Annotated in this window: 14 protein-coding genes and 2 tRNA genes; 12 read left to right on the top strand and 4 right to left on the bottom strand. The window is 71.9% G+C overall.

The features are described 5' to 3' along the window. Positions 1 to 91: 91 nt before the first annotated feature. Entirely contained in the window at positions 92 to 1,213 is a 1,122-nt protein-coding gene (locus tag ABD374_RS22980; protein ID WP_344497484.1) for an SCO2583 family membrane protein, read from the top strand. 26 nt (positions 1,214 to 1,239) lie between these two features. Here ABD374_RS22980 and ABD374_RS22975 read toward each other — a convergent pair whose 3' ends face one another. Then, the gene (locus ABD374_RS22975; RefSeq protein WP_344497483.1) at positions 1,240 to 2,295 is read right to left on the bottom strand and encodes a M48 family metallopeptidase; all 1,056 of its coding nucleotides are present in this window, start codon (positions 2,293 to 2,295) and stop codon (positions 1,240 to 1,242) included. A 198-nt stretch (positions 2,296 to 2,493) separates the two neighbouring features. On the opposite strand from ABD374_RS22975, the gene ABD374_RS22970 reads away from it, so the two are divergent. The 6 genes from ABD374_RS22970 to ABD374_RS22945 all read left to right on the top strand — a co-directional run bounded on the left by ABD374_RS22970 (position 2,494) and on the right by ABD374_RS22945 (position 6,288). Next, a complete protein-coding gene (locus ABD374_RS22970) occupies positions 2,494 to 2,661 on the top strand; it encodes a hypothetical protein (RefSeq protein WP_344497482.1) in 168 nt (55 codons plus the stop codon). 38 nt (positions 2,662 to 2,699) lie between these two features. Then, on the top strand, positions 2,700 to 3,314 hold the full coding sequence (gene nadD, locus ABD374_RS22965) for a nicotinate-nucleotide adenylyltransferase (protein ID WP_344497481.1): 615 nt from the start codon (positions 2,700 to 2,702) through the stop codon (positions 3,312 to 3,314). A gap of 52 nt (positions 3,315 to 3,366) precedes the next feature. Continuing rightward, the gene (locus tag ABD374_RS22960; protein WP_344497480.1) at positions 3,367 to 4,980 is read left to right on the top strand and encodes an LCP family protein; all 1,614 of its coding nucleotides are present in this window, start codon (positions 3,367 to 3,369) and stop codon (positions 4,978 to 4,980) included. A 68-nt stretch (positions 4,981 to 5,048) separates the two neighbouring features. After that, on the top strand, positions 5,049 to 5,486 hold the full coding sequence (rsfS, locus tag ABD374_RS22955; RefSeq protein ID WP_344497479.1) for a ribosome silencing factor: 438 nt from the start codon (positions 5,049 to 5,051) through the stop codon (positions 5,484 to 5,486). Beyond that, positions 5,483 to 6,145 (top strand): histidine phosphatase family protein, encoded by a 663-nt coding sequence (locus ABD374_RS22950; protein ID WP_344497777.1) that lies wholly within the window; start codon positions 5,483 to 5,485, stop codon positions 6,143 to 6,145. Before rsfS ends, ABD374_RS22950 begins: the two co-directional genes overlap by 4 nt. 70 nt (positions 6,146 to 6,215) lie before the next feature. Then, positions 6,216 to 6,288: transfer RNA gene (locus tag ABD374_RS22945), tRNA-Ala, on the top strand. A 9-nt stretch (positions 6,289 to 6,297) separates the two neighbouring features. On the opposite strand, the gene ABD374_RS22940 is transcribed toward ABD374_RS22945, so the two are convergent. Next, positions 6,298 to 6,726 carry an MmyB family transcriptional regulator gene (locus tag ABD374_RS22940; RefSeq protein WP_344497776.1) on the bottom strand — a complete coding sequence of 143 codons (429 nt, stop codon included), beginning with the start codon at positions 6,724 to 6,726 and terminating at the stop codon, positions 6,298 to 6,300. Between the two features lie 122 nt (positions 6,727 to 6,848). On the opposite strand from ABD374_RS22940, the gene ABD374_RS22935 reads away from it, so the two are divergent. The 3 genes from ABD374_RS22935 to ABD374_RS22925 all read left to right on the top strand — a co-directional run bounded on the left by ABD374_RS22935 (position 6,849) and on the right by ABD374_RS22925 (position 7,892). Next, a complete protein-coding gene (locus ABD374_RS22935; RefSeq protein ID WP_344497478.1) occupies positions 6,849 to 7,292 on the top strand; it encodes a hypothetical protein in 444 nt (147 codons plus the stop codon). A gap of 174 nt (positions 7,293 to 7,466) precedes the next feature. Beyond that, positions 7,467 to 7,700, top strand: coding sequence for a hypothetical protein (locus ABD374_RS22930; protein ID WP_028813478.1), 234 nt, complete (start codon positions 7,467 to 7,469; stop codon positions 7,698 to 7,700). A gap of 119 nt (positions 7,701 to 7,819) precedes the next feature. After that, positions 7,820 to 7,892, top strand: a tRNA-Ala gene (locus ABD374_RS22925). Positions 7,893 to 7,969: 77 nt separating this feature from the next. On the opposite strand, the gene ABD374_RS22920 is transcribed toward ABD374_RS22925, so the two are convergent. Then, positions 7,970 to 9,547: an NADH-ubiquinone oxidoreductase-F iron-sulfur binding region domain-containing protein gene (locus tag ABD374_RS22920; protein ID WP_344497477.1), complete on the bottom strand. Its 1,578-nt coding sequence runs from the start codon at positions 9,545 to 9,547 to the stop codon at positions 7,970 to 7,972. Beyond that, positions 9,544 to 10,761, bottom strand: coding sequence for a ferric reductase-like transmembrane domain-containing protein (locus ABD374_RS22915; RefSeq protein WP_344497775.1), 1,218 nt, complete (start codon positions 10,759 to 10,761; stop codon positions 9,544 to 9,546). Before ABD374_RS22915 ends, ABD374_RS22920 begins: the two co-directional genes overlap by 4 nt. A gap of 545 nt (positions 10,762 to 11,306) precedes the next feature. Between ABD374_RS22915 and leuS the strand changes: the two genes are divergently transcribed. Together leuS and ABD374_RS22905 are read left to right on the top strand one after the other, a co-directional pair. After that, positions 11,307 to 14,189 carry a leucine--tRNA ligase gene (gene leuS, locus ABD374_RS22910; protein ID WP_344497476.1) on the top strand — a complete coding sequence of 961 codons (2,883 nt, stop codon included), beginning with the start codon at positions 11,307 to 11,309 and terminating at the stop codon, positions 14,187 to 14,189. A gap of 139 nt (positions 14,190 to 14,328) precedes the next feature. Next, positions 14,329 to 15,081, top strand: coding sequence for a hypothetical protein (locus tag ABD374_RS22905; RefSeq protein WP_344497475.1), 753 nt, complete (start codon positions 14,329 to 14,331; stop codon positions 15,079 to 15,081). Positions 15,082 to 15,111: the final 30 nt, after the last annotated feature.

Genomic DNA, 15,111 nt, shown 5'->3' with positions numbered 1-15,111 from the left:
CCGGGCCCGAGCGCCGGCCGGGTGGGAACCAGCCACAACTTGGCACGCACCGGGGCGTTCACCTCCGCTTGCGCCGACCTACCCTGAAGATATGGCAGGGCGCGGAGAGCCGCCGGACGTCCCACCCGAAGGCCCCCTGGGTGGCGACGACGAGTACCGGTCCGTCGTCTTCGACGAATCGTTCGTGCGGGCTGCCCGTCTCCAGGAATTCTCCGCCCGGGAGCGGATGAACGACCACGAGCGGGCCGTGCGCAGCCGGCCCGACCGGGCGGCACCCGGCGACGACGGCAGGGGCGGCCGCAGGGGCACGGGGGCCAAGCAGGCGCTGGCACTCGCCCTGGTGGTCGCGCTCGCCTTCGCCATGGCGATCTACCTGGGCGTACGCCATCCCTACCAGCCGTCGCCCGCCCCGCGCGCCGGCCCGCTGCGGACGTCGGTGGTACCGCTGGCCCCGGAGGGCACGGTGCCGGGCGGAGTGCCCGCCGAGCTCTTCGAGCGCAGCCCGGCCGCGCAGTTCCGGACGGGCGCGGAGGGCGTCACTCTGCCGGCCGCACGGCGCACCGCGCACTTCTCGGAGGGCCAGGTGCTGTCCGCCCTGACCGTCGCGAAGGACTACCTCGTCGCGTCGTCCCTCGCCCCGGACGTACTGAGAGGCTCCACCGTCCGTCCGGTGCGCATGCTGCTCGACCCCGACCAGCTGACGCAGTTCGACCGCAGCTTCGTCGCCCCCGCCGCCGACGGCAGGCACGCGGCCACGGGCTGGCTGGTGCGCTTCGACCCGGCGGAGGTGACGCTCGCCGTCCCGCAGGTGCGCGTACAGGGCGTACTGCGCGTCGAGGAGAGGGAGTCCGGCCGTCTCGAAGTGACCTCCGACCACACCTTCGTGTACGCGCTGCGGCCGGCGGGGGACTCCGCCGGGCCGCCGCGGGCGGACGGCGCGTCGCTGTTCAGCGTCCGCCGCGAGCTGCACTTCCGCTTCGACCGCGACGACCTGCGGATGCACCGGGCCGAGCTGCTCTTCTCGTACGTCCAGGCCGGGCCCCAGGCATGCTCGGCCGACGCGGCGGACCGCCTGCGGCCCGTTCCGGCCGGGGAGCGGGCCGCGGACCGGGGACCCGACGGGACCGATCCGTACGCGACGGGCCGGGCCGCGGTGGCGCTGTGCGGGACGCTCGCGCCGAGCGCCATGCCCAGCCCCCGGGACAACGGCTGACCCGGGGTGCTGCCCGGACGCGGCGCTCAGCTGTCGGACGGGCTCGCCTTGCCTCCGCCTCCGCCTCCGTTGAACTTGTCCCTCAGCTTGCCGCCCAGGTCCCCCGCGCCGCCCGCGAGGTCGCCCACGAGCTTCATCAGCGGGTCCTTGCTGGTGCGCACCGTGTCGGCGTAGTGGGAGGCGGACTCGCGGAAGGAGTCCGTGACGGACATGTCGCCGTCCTCGTCGCGCTTCGGGTAGTGGCCGTCCATGATCCGCTGGTGGTCGCGGCTCTCGGCCCACTTCTTCAGCTCGGCGGCCCGCACCGTGGTGAACGGGTGCGAGCGCGGCAGGACGTTGAGGATCTTCAGCACGGAGTCGCGCAGGTCGCCTCCCGCCTCGTACTCCTCGGCCTGCTCCAGGAACGCGTCCACGTTCATCTCATGCAGGTGGTCGCCGCCGGCGATCTTCATCAGACCGCGCATCGACGCCTGGAGGTCCTGGCCGACCAGCAGGCCGGCCCGGTCGGCGGACAGCTCCGACTTGCGGAACCACTCGCGCAGCGCCGTCACGATCGCCATGATCGCGATGTTGCCGAGCGGGATCCAGGCGACCTTGAGCGCCAGGTTCGTGAGGAACAGCAGGATCGTCCGGTAGACGGAGTGCCCGGACAGGGCGTGGCCCACCTCGTGGCCGACGACCGCGCGCATCTCCTCCTCGTCGAGCAGCTCGACCAGGCCCGTGGTGACCACGATGATCGGCTCGTCGAGACCGATGCACATGGCATTGGGCTTCGGGTCCTGCGTGACGTACATCGGAGGGACCTTCTTGAGGTCCAGGATGTAACAGGCGTCCAGCAGCATCGCGTGCAGATGCGCGAACTGGGTCTCGCCCACCCGTACCGAGTCGGAGAGGAAGAGCAGCCGCAGGCTGCGCTCGGGAAGCAGTCCGCTGAGTGCCTTGAACACCGTGTCGAAGCCGGTGAGCTTGCGCAGGGCCACCAGGGCCGAGCGGTCCGCCGGGTGTTCGTACGCCCGGGACGAGATGTCCGGGAAGCGCCGGCGATTGCGGCTCGGTACGTTCTCGTGATTGCCGTCGGTCATGGATGGCCCCCTGTCTGCGAGTGTTTTCCGTCCCCCGGACGGCCCGGCACAGGTGCTCACGCGCACCGCGCTCGGCCGGTTCCCGGAGCCGGACACTGCGTGAACGACTGAGTCGGCGTGAGCGTGCCCGGGCCGCCCGCATACGATGTTCGTGAAGTCTCCCCTCCGACTCCCGACTCCCGATAGGTCCTGCCGAAGATGAGCCTCCACACCACCGCCGCCTCCCTCGTGACCCTCGCCTCCGGTGAGGGCGGCGAGCACGGCGGGAACCACGCGTCCCTCAGCCCCTACGTCACCGGCGTCGGCGCGTTCCTCGCGCTGATGCTCCTGCTGTGGATCACCACGCGCTTCAACCGGGACCGCTGAGTCGGGGCCGCGGCAGGGGGCCAGTAGGCTCTGCACGCATGGGAGAGCAGCAAGTGCCGAGCGGTCCGGGCAAGCGCCGACTCGGCGTGATGGGCGGGACGTTCGATCCGATTCACCATGGGCACCTGGTGGCCGCCAGTGAGGTGGCCGCCCAGTTCCACCTCGACGAGGTGGTGTTCGTGCCGACCGGGCAGCCGTGGCAGAAGAGCCACAAGCAGGTCTCCCCGGCCGAGGACCGCTATCTGATGACGGTCATCGCGACCGCGTCCAACCCGCAGTTCTCGGTGAGCCGGATCGACATCGACCGCGGCGGCCCGACCTACACCATCGACACGCTGCGGGACCTGCGTGATCTGAACAGCGACTCGGACCTCTTCTTCATCACCGGCGCCGACGCGCTCGCCCAGATCCTCACCTGGCGGGACGCGGAGGAGCTGTTCTCGCTCTCCCACTTCATCGGTGTGACCAGGCCCGGCCACGACCTGACGGACGACGGTCTGCCCAAGGGGGGCGTCTCCCTGGTGGAGGTGCCGGCCCTGGCGATCTCGTCGTCCGACTGCCGGGCGAGGGTCGCCGCGGGTGAGCCTGTCTGGTACCTCGTTCCGGACGGTGTGGTCCGCTACATCGACAAGCGCGAGCTGTACCACCGCTGAGTGGTCGGCCCGGCCGTACGGGGAGCACAGACAAGCAGGGAGAGGGCCACCGGTGAACGACCGACAGTACCCGTACGACCCGTACGACCCGTATGCCCAGCAGCCGGAGATCATCGGCTACGACGCGTACGGGCAGCCGGTGTACCAGCAGGCGCAGCAGCAGGCGCAGCAGTACGACGACGTGCAACAGCAGCAGGGGTACGGCTACGACCCGTACGCGCAGCAGCCGTCGTACGACCCGTACGCCCAGCAGCAGGAACAGCAGCAGGAACAGCAGCAGTACGGGTACGTCGACACCGCTCAGCAGCAGTGGATCCCCCAGCAGACCGCGCCCGCCCCCGCTCATGTACCGGAACCGGAGCCGGAGCCCCAGGTCGCTTCCGTGCCCCAGCAGCGCCGCCCCGCGCCCGAGTACGCGACCGAGCAGTTCTCCTTCGTCGAGGAGCCGGACGAGAACTCCGAAGACGTCATCGACTGGCTGAAGTTCACCGAGAGCCGCACCGAACGCCGCGAGGAGGCCAGGCGCCGCGGCCGCAACCGCGTCGTCGCCCTGGCCGCCGCGGTGGCGCTGGTGGTCGCGGGCGGCGTCGGCTACCTCTGGTACGCCGGAATGCTCCCCGGCCTCTCCGCGGGGAAAGACACACCGGGCACCGCGGCGGGCGGCCCGCAGAAGCGCGACGTGATCGTGGTGCACCTGCACACCCGGCAGGGCGCCACCTCCACCGCGCTGCTCGTGGACAACGTCACCACGGAGAAGGGCACCACCGTCCTGCTCCCCAACTCGCTCTCCGTGGCGAGTGACGACGGCACCACGACCACGCTCGGCAAGTCCGTCGACGACGACGGTTCGGCGGGCACGCGCGAGGCGCTCGGTTCCGTACTGGGGACGAAGATCGGCGGCTCCTGGCGGCTGGACACCCCGTACCTGGAGAACCTCGTCGAGCTGGTCGGCACCGTGGAGGTCGACACCGACACCGATGTGCCCGACTCCAAGAAGGGCGCGTCACCCGTGGTGCGGCAGGGCAAGGGGCAGACGCTGAGCGGGCGCATGGCCGTCGCGTACGCCACCTACCGCGCGCCCGGCGAGGCCGACGGCGAGCAGCTCCGGCGCTTCGGGCAGGTCATGCAGGGCGTACTGAAGAAGATCTCGGACGACCCGCAGGCCGCGACCGTCACCGTCCGGGCGCTGGCGCAGATCCTCGACCCCTCGCTGCCGGAGAAGGAGCTGGGCGCCTCGCTCGCCAAGCTCGCCGGACACGCCAAGGCCGGCGACTACCGGACCACGCGGCTGCCGGTCCAGCCCGACGGCACGCTGAGCGACTCCGCCGCCGAGAGTGTGGTGAAGGACATCCTCGGCGGTTCGGCCAGCAGCCCGGAGCAGGGCGCGGCCGTGCGCGTCGGCGTCCGGAACGCCCAGGGGAACGCCGACGCCACCGAGGCCGCGAGGATCGACCTGGTCAACGGCGGATACGCGTTCGTGGACGCCGGCAAGGCCGCCTCCGTGATCGCGTCGTCGCAGGTCAGCTATGGCGACGCGGCGCAGCGGGCGACGGCGCAGGAGGTGGCGAAGACGCTGGGTCTGCCGGCCGGCGCGGTGCGCAAGGGCAAAGCGACCGCGAACACCGACGTGACGGTCGTACTGGGCCAGGATTTCAAGGCGGAGTAATCCCGTCGGCGCTGTCGGCGGTCCGTGAGACCCTGGGGGTATCTCTGACCGCCGACGAAAGCCTGCTTGTGACCGCCACTGACCGTTCCATCGAGCTCATCAACGCCGCCGCCCAGGCGGCCGCAGACCGGCTCGCGCACGACATCATCGCGTACGACGTCAGCGATGTGCTCTCCATCACCGACGCCTTCCTGGTCGCTTCGGCGCCCAACGACCGCCAGGTCAAGTCGATCGTCGACGAGATCGAAGAGCGGCTGAACAAGGACCTCGGCGCCAAGCCCGTGCGCCGCGAGGGCGACCGCGAGGCCCGCTGGGTGCTTCTCGACTACGTCGACATCGTCGTCCACGTCCAGCACAGCGAGGAGCGCGTCTTCTACGCGCTGGAGCGCCTCTGGAAGGACTGCCCCGAGATCGCCCTGCCCGAGGACGCCGTCAAGACCCGCGGCCTGGCCGAAGAGCACGCGAAGCTGCATGCGGCCGGCGAAGTGGACGGAGACCCGAGCTGAACGCCAGCGACATCGGCAAGCGGAGCCGGGGCCGCAGGATCATCCTGTGGCGACACGGCCAGACCTCCTGGAACCTGGAGCGCCGCTTCCAGGGCAGTACGGACATCGAGCTGACCGAGACCGGCGTCGCCCAGGCGCGCCGGGCCGCCAGGCTGCTCGCCTCCCTGAAGCCGGACGCGATGATCGCGTCCGACCTCAAGCGGGCGGCGGCGACGGCCGGCGAGCTGTCGGCCCTGACCGGCCTCGACGTGACGCACGACTCGGGACTGCGCGAGACGTACGCGGGCGCCTGGCAGGGCCTGACGCACGGAGAGATCATCGAGCGGTTCGGCGAGCAGTACGCGGCGTGGAAGCGTGGCGAGCCGGTGCGGCGCGGTGGCGGCGAGCTGGAGACCGAGGTCGCCGACCGGGCGGCTCCCGTCGTCCTGGCGCACGCCGACAAGCTGCCCGACAACGGCACGCTCGTCGTGGTCAGTCACGGCGGCACCATCCGTACCACCATCGGGCGGCTCCTGGGTCTGGAGTCGTACCACTGGGAGGGCCTCGGCGGGCTCTCCAACTGCTGCTGGTCGGTGCTGGGCGAGGGCGCCCGCGGCTGGCGGCTGACGGAGCACAACGCCGGGACGCTCCCGGAACCGGTGCTCGGCGACGACGACTGACGGATTTCGCTTTCCGGCAGGTCGCAGGCTAAAGTTCTTCTTGTTCGCGGCGCACAGCGCGGAGAACAGCGGGGCTATAGCTCAGTTGGTAGAGCGCCTGCATGGCATGCAGGAGGTCAGGAGTTCAATTCTCCTTAGCTCCACAACCGCAATCAGGATCCCGGTTCCTCCTTCAGGAGGGGCCGGGATTTCCTGTTGTGCCGGTTGAGGGATTCCATCCGCTGCAGGCTCTCCTCGTCGTCGGGCGTGCAGGCGACGATCCGGCATTCCGGCATCCCGTTGACGGACAGCGACACCGAGGCCATCCGTATCTCGCCGGCCGCCTCGTGCCGGAACGTCTCCACGTGCGGGCCCGGCGGGACGACATCGCCGCTCTCCCGCAGCCGCGCGAAGAACGGGCTGGCCGCGCAGAGCCGGTGGACGAACGTCTCCCAGACAGGTTCGCCCACGTGCCGCCCGTACGCGCCGCGCAACTGCGCGGCCGCCCTCGGCAGTTCCTCGTCCCGGAAGACCGGCGGGCAGTCGGGCCCGGGCGCCGTGAGAAGCGTCCGCACCACATGGCGTACGGCGAACTCGGGCAGGTGCGGGACGGCGAAGAGGCCGCGGTAGGCGTCGTCGGTCGCCAGGGCGTCGTAGCGTCCACGCCCAGGGCGACCTCGGGTGTTCGGCCCTCCGCTCGGGTCTGACTCTCGCGCCGGCAGCGGTGGTCCTCGGAGGGGCCGGACCGACCGGGCGGCGCCGGCCCGCGCGACTGCAAGGAGCGCTGGTTCCCGGCGGGTTCGCGCTGACCGCGCCGGCGTCCGCCGCCGTCGGCCTGGCGCTGCGGGGCGGCGGCAGCGGCGGCCCCGGGCTGTACGTCGCCTTCGCGGGCGTGGGCGCCGGCCCGGCGCTCGGATTCAGCCCCACGCTCACGGGCGCGCTCGCGACCGTACGGCCCGAGGACGCGGCGGACGCCGGCGGGCTGCTCGTCACCGTCACACAGCTCGGCCGGTTGCTCGGCATGGCGACATTCGGCACTCTCTTCCTGAACCGGCTGAATGCGCCAGGGGCGTATGCATACGCCGATGCGCTGTGGGTATGCGCCCTTGCGTCGGCCGCCGCGTCGGTCTTCGGTGCTGCGGCGGGCCTCCTGCGCCCGCGCCGCTGACCCCCCTTGCGGAGCCATGGCAGAATCGGACGGCCGGAGGGGGACGACGGTCTGACGGGGAGGGGGAGCGCGATGCCCGCGAGCATCCTCGATGCGGTCCGTGCCCTGCCCGGCAGCGACAACGGAGGTATCGCGTACGTGTGCACGGCCTGCCGCCACAGCTGGAACTGAGTGATGGGCGCACACAGGCGGAAATGCGACTGGTGCGGCAGTGGCACGCCCATCGTCAGGGACATGGAACCGGTCAACGCCGACTACCAGTACTGGTGCGAGGAATGCGCCCGGGCGCTGATCATAAAAGGCGACCCCATCGAGACGTACCGCGAACTCGAGGGTGAGCCGATCTACGGCCGACTGCTCGACGAGCACTGCACGCTCAAGCGGTTCTACTCCTTCGCCACAGCGTGAGTGCAATATCGGTCATACGGGACAAAGCCGGAGTGCCGGCAAAGGATTTGGTGGAGCGCCGGGGGGACCGGTAATGTTGGCGGAGCCGCCGGGGAAACCCGGAGAACGGCGGAACGCACGGGGCTATAGCTCAGTTGGTAGAGCGCCTGCATGGCATGCAGGAGGTCAGGAGTTCAATTCTCCTTAGCTCCACAGAAAGAAGATCCCGTCCGGTCGATTCGACCGGACGGGATCTTCTCTTTCCGGAGGCCGGCTCAGCCCCGGCCGGCTCAGCCCCGGCCGCTGCCCAGGGCCTTCCTGCCGCCGCCCGGCAGCGCGGTCCGCCCCGGCCGTTCGGGGGTCTCCCGCTCGATGCGCAGCGCCAGCGCGGGACAGCGGCGCACGGCGCGCTGGGCGCGCCCCTGGAGATGTACCGGAACCGACGCGTCCGCGAGGGTCGGGTAGCCGTCGGGGCCGAGCCGGATCAGCTCCGGGACGATGTCGGCGCACAGCCCGTGGCCCTTGCACAGCGTCCAGTCCACCGCGAACCTCTCGCCGCTCGGGAGGCCCTCCTCCTCGTGACCGGGGCCCGGCAGCGGCAGCACGCCCAGCGTCTCCCGGCCGCAGCCGCCGCCCAGGACGTGCGCCGCCAGGTCGTCGGTGAAGGCGTTGAGCGTGGAGACGAAGAAGCGCACCGAGCCGTCGGGGTGCTTGCACGCGCCCCGGCCCTTCACGGCCCGCGTCACTTCGCGCAGGGCCTCCAGCGCGGCCTGACCGCCGCCGTTGAGTACGTCGGCGAGGCCGCCGGCGGCGGCGGGCAACCCCAGCCGGCAGGGGCCGCACTGGCCCGCCGTCTCCGCCGCCAGCCAGTTCGCGACGCGCAGCGACTCGCCCAGCGGGCAGGTCTCCGGGCCGATCGGGAGGATCGCGCCCGCGCCGAGCGCGCCGCCGAGGGAGGCGAGGGACTCGCGGGAGATCACGGCGTCGTGTGCGGCGGCCGCGTCGATCCAGTCGCCGTGGTAGCCGCCCGTCAGCACGCCCTGGGGCAGCGGCGGGGCACCGGCCATCTGGAGGACGTAACGCAGCGGCACTCCGGTGGGCACCTCGACCACCATGGGCCGCGCGACCGCGCCGGAGAGGGTCAGCATGACCGTGCCCGGCTCGTCCACCAGACCGGTGTGGGCGTAGCGGCGGGCGCCGGTGCGGGCGGCGACGGCGAGCTGCGCGAAGGTCTCCGTGTTGGACAGCAGGGTGGGCGCGCCCCCCACCCCTGTCTCGGAGGCGCGCTCGCGGCGGCCGGGCGGCAGGGCCGGGCCGCCGTTCGCCGCGCGGATCAGGGACGAGGCTTCGCCGGAGACCATGCGCTCGGGGGTACGTACGATCCGCGCGCGCAACGGCTGACCGCGCCGGTCGGACAGGCCGCGTTCGGCGAAGGCGGCGCGGACGGAGGCCTCGGTCGAGTTGCGGGTGACGCCGACGACCAGGGTGCGGGCGCCGAGTGCCTCGGCCGCGAGCAGGGCGCCGTCGAGCGCGAGGTGCGGGGCGCGGTTGAGCAGGACGGTGTCCTTGCGGCAGGCGGGCTCGCCCTCGCTGCCGTTGATCACGACCACGGGCCGCACGCCGCGCCGGATGGAGGCCTGAGCGACCGCCCGCAGCTTCCTGCCGAAGGGGAAGCCGGCGCCGCCGCGGCCGCGCAGCGCGATGCGGTCGGCGAGTTCGGCCAGGCGCTCCCCGGCCATCGGCTCCAGCGGGCCGTGCACTTTCAGGTGCATACCGAGGTCGAGGCGCTCGACCAGGTCGAAGCCGGCCGTCAGCTGGGGAAGGCCGACCACGCGTACCTCGGGGACGTCTGGAAGGGGGACGTTCAACGTCGGTCTCCTGCGGGTGCGTGCCAGGGTTCTCCGGCGGCGGGCCGGTAGAGCGGACCCGGCGCGGGCTCGGTGCCGCCGTGGGGGCGGGGGTGGGGGATCGGTCCGGCGGGCGTCCAGGGGGTGTGCGCAGGGCGCTCGGGGGCGTACCCGGGGAAGCCGGGGGCGGGGGCGGCTCCCGGACCGTACGCGGCGCGGTCCGGGTCGTACGGCGGACGGGCGGCCTGCGCGGGGGGAGGGGGTGACGGAGTCGGCCAGCGGGGCGGGGGAGGCGCGGCCTGGAAGGGGATCTCCTCGGTCGGGGGCCCGGCCGGGGGGAGGTGCTGCGCCAGGGGAAGCTGTTCGGTGGGGGCCGAAGCGGCGGAGGCGGCCGGGGCGGACACGGCGCGGTACGCCGCCGATATGCCGGTGTCCGGCGCCGCGCGGAGCCCGTCGGGGAAGCGCCCGGCCTCGTGCGGCGGTGGCGCGGGGGCCGCCGGACGCTGTGGCGGGGCGGAACCGCCGCCCGGCAGTGGGGAGAGCGTGGCGTCGCGGGGCTCCGGGCCGGACGCCCCGGCCAGGGAGCCGGACGTGGCCAGGGCCACGATCCGCTCGGCGGCGGCCCGTTTGAGCGGGGGAGGGAGCAGGCGCAACGAGAGCACCGTCGCGACCGCCGCAAGGCACAGGACGTACAGCGTGACGACCCAGCCGGCGGCGGGCCGGCCCGCGAACAGGCCGTGCACCAGGGCCGACCCCCAGGCCGGATAGGCGAGCATGTGCAGCGCCCGCCAGCGGCCGGCGATGCGCCCCGGAGCGGCGAACGCGCTGCGCAGCGCCCCTGTCGAAGCCGCGACGACCATGAGGAATCCGGCCAGGGAACCGAATCCGATGAGGCCGGCCGTACCGCTGATTCCGAGGCCGAAGGGGACCAGGGCTCCGAGGAGCGCCACATGTCCCAGCGAGACCTTGACCGCAACGTGCAGCAGCAGGAAGCCCAGCGAGGCGACCGCGGTGGCCCGGTGGACGGCCTGGGCGAGAAGGCGGTGGCGCGGCCGGAGCAGCAGCCGGTCGGTGGCCAGCAGGCCCCAGGCGACGGCGGCGGTCAGGGAGACCAGGGAGAGGACGCCGGTGGTGAAGTCGAGCGCGGCTCGCAGGCTGTCGCTGCCGGCTGTGGCGAGCAGGGGTATGAGAATCAGCGCGGCGGCGGTCAGGCCCCCTTGGGCGGGGCGGCCCAGTGCGGGGAGGGGGAGGGGGGAGCGGGGCCTTCGGCGGGGGGACGGGCGGGGGTCCGGGTGGGGAGCCGGTCGAGGTTTCGGGCGATGGTTCGGGAGAGGGTCCGGATGAGGGTTCATGGGGGCGACTCCGAATGCTTCGGCAAAGTGGTCCCGTTGCCGCATGCTAGGTCGCTCCATACCGGGCAGTACGGCGTTTGGAGGTTTAGCGCGCGGGCTGTGGGAAAACTCGCCCGGACGTTGCCCCGGATAAGGTCGATACGCGGAGTAACCCCGGTGGCGAGGGGTGCTCGGTCCGCCGGGCGGACGCTCGATGCGGCCGTCCCGGGCCCTGCGGTACCCTGACGCCATGCGTGCCGTACGCCTTCTGCTTGGCGAGCCGCGCTGATCAGCCCCGACGGATGAAAGATCCGGTCGGCATCGGCGCGGCGTCCCCTCCTGTGCGAGGGGATTTTTCATTCCTGGATGTCACAGCGTGCATGTCCGTGAATGTCACAGCCTGAATGTCGCAGCCGCTGGCAGAGACGATTGATGGAGCTTTGAGGATCATGAGCGAGACGAATTCTGCTGCCGAGGTGGCAGCGCCGCACCGCTACACGGCCGCGATGGCCGCTGACATCGAGGCACGCTGGCAGGACTTCTGGGACGCGGAGGGCACGTACGAGACGCCGAATCCCAGCGGCGACCTGGCGGGCGACGCGGCGCTGGCCGCCAGGCCGAAGAAGTTCATCATGGACATGTTCCCGTACCCCTCGGGCGCGGGACTGCACGTCGGCCACCCGCTCGGCTACATCGCGACCGACGTCTTCGCCCGTCACCAGCGCATGACCGGCCACAACGTCCTGCACACGCTGGGCTTCGACGCCTTCGGCCTGCCCGCCGAGCAGCACGCGGTCGCCACCGGCACGCACCCCCGGGTGTCGACCGAGGCCGCCATGGACAACATGAAGCAGCAGCTGCGCCGGCTGGGCCTGGGCCACGACAAGCGCCGGTCCATCGCGACGATCGACCCGGACTACTACAAGTGGACCCAGTGGATCTTCCTGCAGATCTTCAACTCCTGGTACGACACGGAGGCCGGCCGGGCGCGGCCCGTCGCCGAGCTGGTGGCGCAGTTCGAGAGCGGGGAGCGTGCGACACCGGACGAGCGCCCCTGGAGTGAGCTGAGCGCCGCCGAGCGCGCCGACGTCCTGGGCGGGTACCGCCTGGCGTACGCCTCCGAGGCGCCCGTGAACTGGGCCCCGGGCCTGGGCACCGTACTGGCCAACGAGGAAGTCACGGCCGACGGCCGTTCCGAGCGTGGCAACTTCCCCGTCTTCAAGGCCAAGCTGCGCCAGTGGAACATGCGCATCACCGCCTACTCCGACCGCCTGCTGGACGACCTGGACGGCCTGGACTGGCCCGAGGCGATCAAGCTGCAGCAGCGCAACTGGATCGGACGGAGCGAGGGCGCGCGCGTCGATTTCGCCGTGGGATGCCACAACCCGGCCGGTGACGACGCGATCACCGTCTTCACCACCCGTCAGGACACGCTGTTCGGCGCGACCTACATGGTGCTGGCACCCGAGCACGACCTGGTCGGGAAGATCGTTCCGGCCGCCTGGCCCGAGGGCACGCACGACGTGTGGACCGGCGGCCACGCCACCCCGGCCGAGGCCGTGGCGGCGTACCGCGCCCAGGCCGCCTCGAAGTCCGACGTCGAGCGGCAGGCCGAGGCCAAGGACAAGACCGGCGTCTTCACCGGTGCGTACGCCGTCAACCCGGTCAGCGGCGAGCAGGTGCCCGTCTTCATCGCCGACTACGTGCTGATGGGCTACGGCACCGGCGCGATCATGGCGGTACCGGCGCACGACTCCCGCGACTTCGCGTTCGCGCGCGCCTTCGAGCTGCCGATGCGCTGCGTCGTCGAGCCGTCGGACGGGCGGGGCACGGACCCGGCCCAGTGGGACGACGCCTTCGGCTCGTACGACGCGAAGATCGTGAACTCGTCGGGCGAGGACATCTCGCTGGACGGGCTGGGCGTCGTCGAGGCCAAGGCGAAGATCACCGAGTGGCTGGCCGCGCGGGGCATCGGCGAGGGCACCGTCAACTACCGGCTGCGCGACTGGCTGTTCAGCCGGCAGCGCTACTGGGGCGAGCCCTTCCCGATCGTCTACGACGAGGACGGCATCGCCCACCCGCTGCCCGAGTCGATGCTGCCCCTGGAGCTGCCGGAGGTCGAGGACTACTCGCCGCGCACCTTCGACCCGGACGACGCGGACACCGAGCCGGAGACGCCGCTGTCGCGCAACGAGGACTGGGTGAACGTCACCCTGGACCTGGGCGACGGTCCCAAGAAGTACCGGCGCGAGACCAACACCATGCCCAACTGGGCCGGTTCCTGCTGGTACGAGCTGCGCTACCTGGACCCGCACAACAGCGAGAAGCTGGTCGATCCCGAGATCGAGCGGTACTGGATGGGGCCGCGCGAGGGGCAGCCGCACGGCGGTGTCGACCTGTACGTCGGCGGCGCCGAGCACGCCGTACTGCACCTGCTGTACGCGCGGTTCTGGTCCAAGGTGCTGTTCGACCTGGGGCACGTCTCCTCGTCCGAGCCGTTCCACAAGCTCTACAACCAGGGCATGATCCAGGCGTTCGTCTACCGGGACTCGCGCGGCATCGCGGTGCCGGCGGCCGAGGTCGAGGAGCGCGACGGCGCGTTCTGGTACCAGGGCGAGAAGGTCAGCCGCGTCCTGGGCAAGATGGGCAAGTCCCTGAAGAACGCCGTCACCCCGGAGAAGATCGCCGCCGAGTACGGCGCGGACACGCTGCGGCTGTACGAGATGGCGATGGGTCCGCTGGACGTGTCGCGGCCGTGGGACACGCGCGCGGTGGTCGGCCAGTACCGGCTGCTGCAGCGGCTGTGGCGCAATGTCGTCGACGAGACGACCGGCGAGGCCACGGTCGTCGACACCGAGCCCGACGAGGACACGCTGCGCGCCCTGCACAAGGCGGTCGACGGCGTCGGCAAGGACATGGCGGGGATGCGCTTCAACACCGCCATCGCCAAGGTCACCGAGCTGAACAACCACCTGACGAAGGCGGGCGGGCCGGTGTCGCGGTCGGTCGCCGAGCGGCTGGTGCTGCTGATCGCGCCGCTGGCCCCGCACATCGCGGAAGAGCTGTGGCGCAAGCTGGGGCACACGGATTCCGTGGTGTACCAGGACTTCCCGGTCGCCGACCCGGCGTACGTCGTGGACGAGACCGTGACGTGCGTGGTGCAGGTCAAGGGCAAGGTCAAGGCGCGCCTGGAGATCTCGCCGGCGATCGGTGACGAGGAGCTGGAGAAGCTGGCGCTGGCGGACCCGGCGGTGGTCGCGGCGCTGGGCGGGGCGGGCATCCGCAAGGTGATCGTGCGGGCGCCGAAGCTGGTCAACATCGTTCCCGCGTAACGCGGGGTGCGGCGGTAGGTACTTTCCCCTACGGGCAGGTTGGGGGTTCCGGTGGAACCCTCGGCCTGCCCGTTCCGTTTACGGTGGAGAGACCACGCGGGCCGAGGGGCCCGGGTGGACCGACAACGGAGGGGCGCTCATGGAACCCGGCACCGTCATCCTGATCCTGGCGTTGCTCTTTGTGGCGTTCGTGGCGACGGGGGTCTACGTGGGCGTGAAGGCGGTCGGTGCGGCCAAGCGTGGCGTGGACCGCACGATCACGCAGGCGCGGCGCAGCGTCGAGGACACCACCCTGCGGGCGAAGAGCTTCGGGCAGGTGGGCGTCGCCGGGGAGCTGGCCCAGCTGAGGCTCTCTCTGCGTACGTCGATGAGGGCCACCCAGGAGGCGCTGCAGGCGGGCGCCGCCCAGGACGCCTCGCTGTCGGAGTCGATCGGCCTGTTCGAACGGCTGAGCGCGCACGGGCACGAACTGGACGACGACCTGAAGCGGCTGGAGCGCGAGCCGGACAAGGCACGGGTGGCGGAGCGGCTGCCGGACCTGCGCGAGCGTACGGAACGGGTGACGCACGCGGCGGACTCGTTGCGGTGGGCGGCGCGGGACCGGGCGCAGCGGTTCGCGGACGACGACCTCGCGTCGCTGAGCGCGCAGATCGAGGTGGAGTCGGGGGCGCTGCGGCACTGGGCCACGTCCCCGGGCGCGGGCGCGTCCCCGGTGGCGGACGCGGGCACGTCCCCGGCGGCGGGCGCGGCGGACGGGGCCGCTCGGGCGGCCGACGGGGCCGGCGCGGCGGGCCGGGCCGGCGCCGGTCCGGAGGCGATCACGGCGCCTGACCCCCGGTGGCGGACCACCTACCCGTGGCAGAAGGAAGCCCGCCCCGAGGGCACCGTCTGAGACGGCTCGACGGTCCGGAACGGACTACGG

It is taken from the genome of Streptomyces enissocaesilis, assembly GCF_039533765.1.
GTDB lineage: Bacteria > Actinomycetota > Actinomycetes > Streptomycetales > Streptomycetaceae > Streptomyces > Streptomyces enissocaesilis.
The sequence above is the reverse complement of the archived record's forward strand: the minus strand, read 5'-3'. Positions and strand labels throughout refer to the sequence as shown.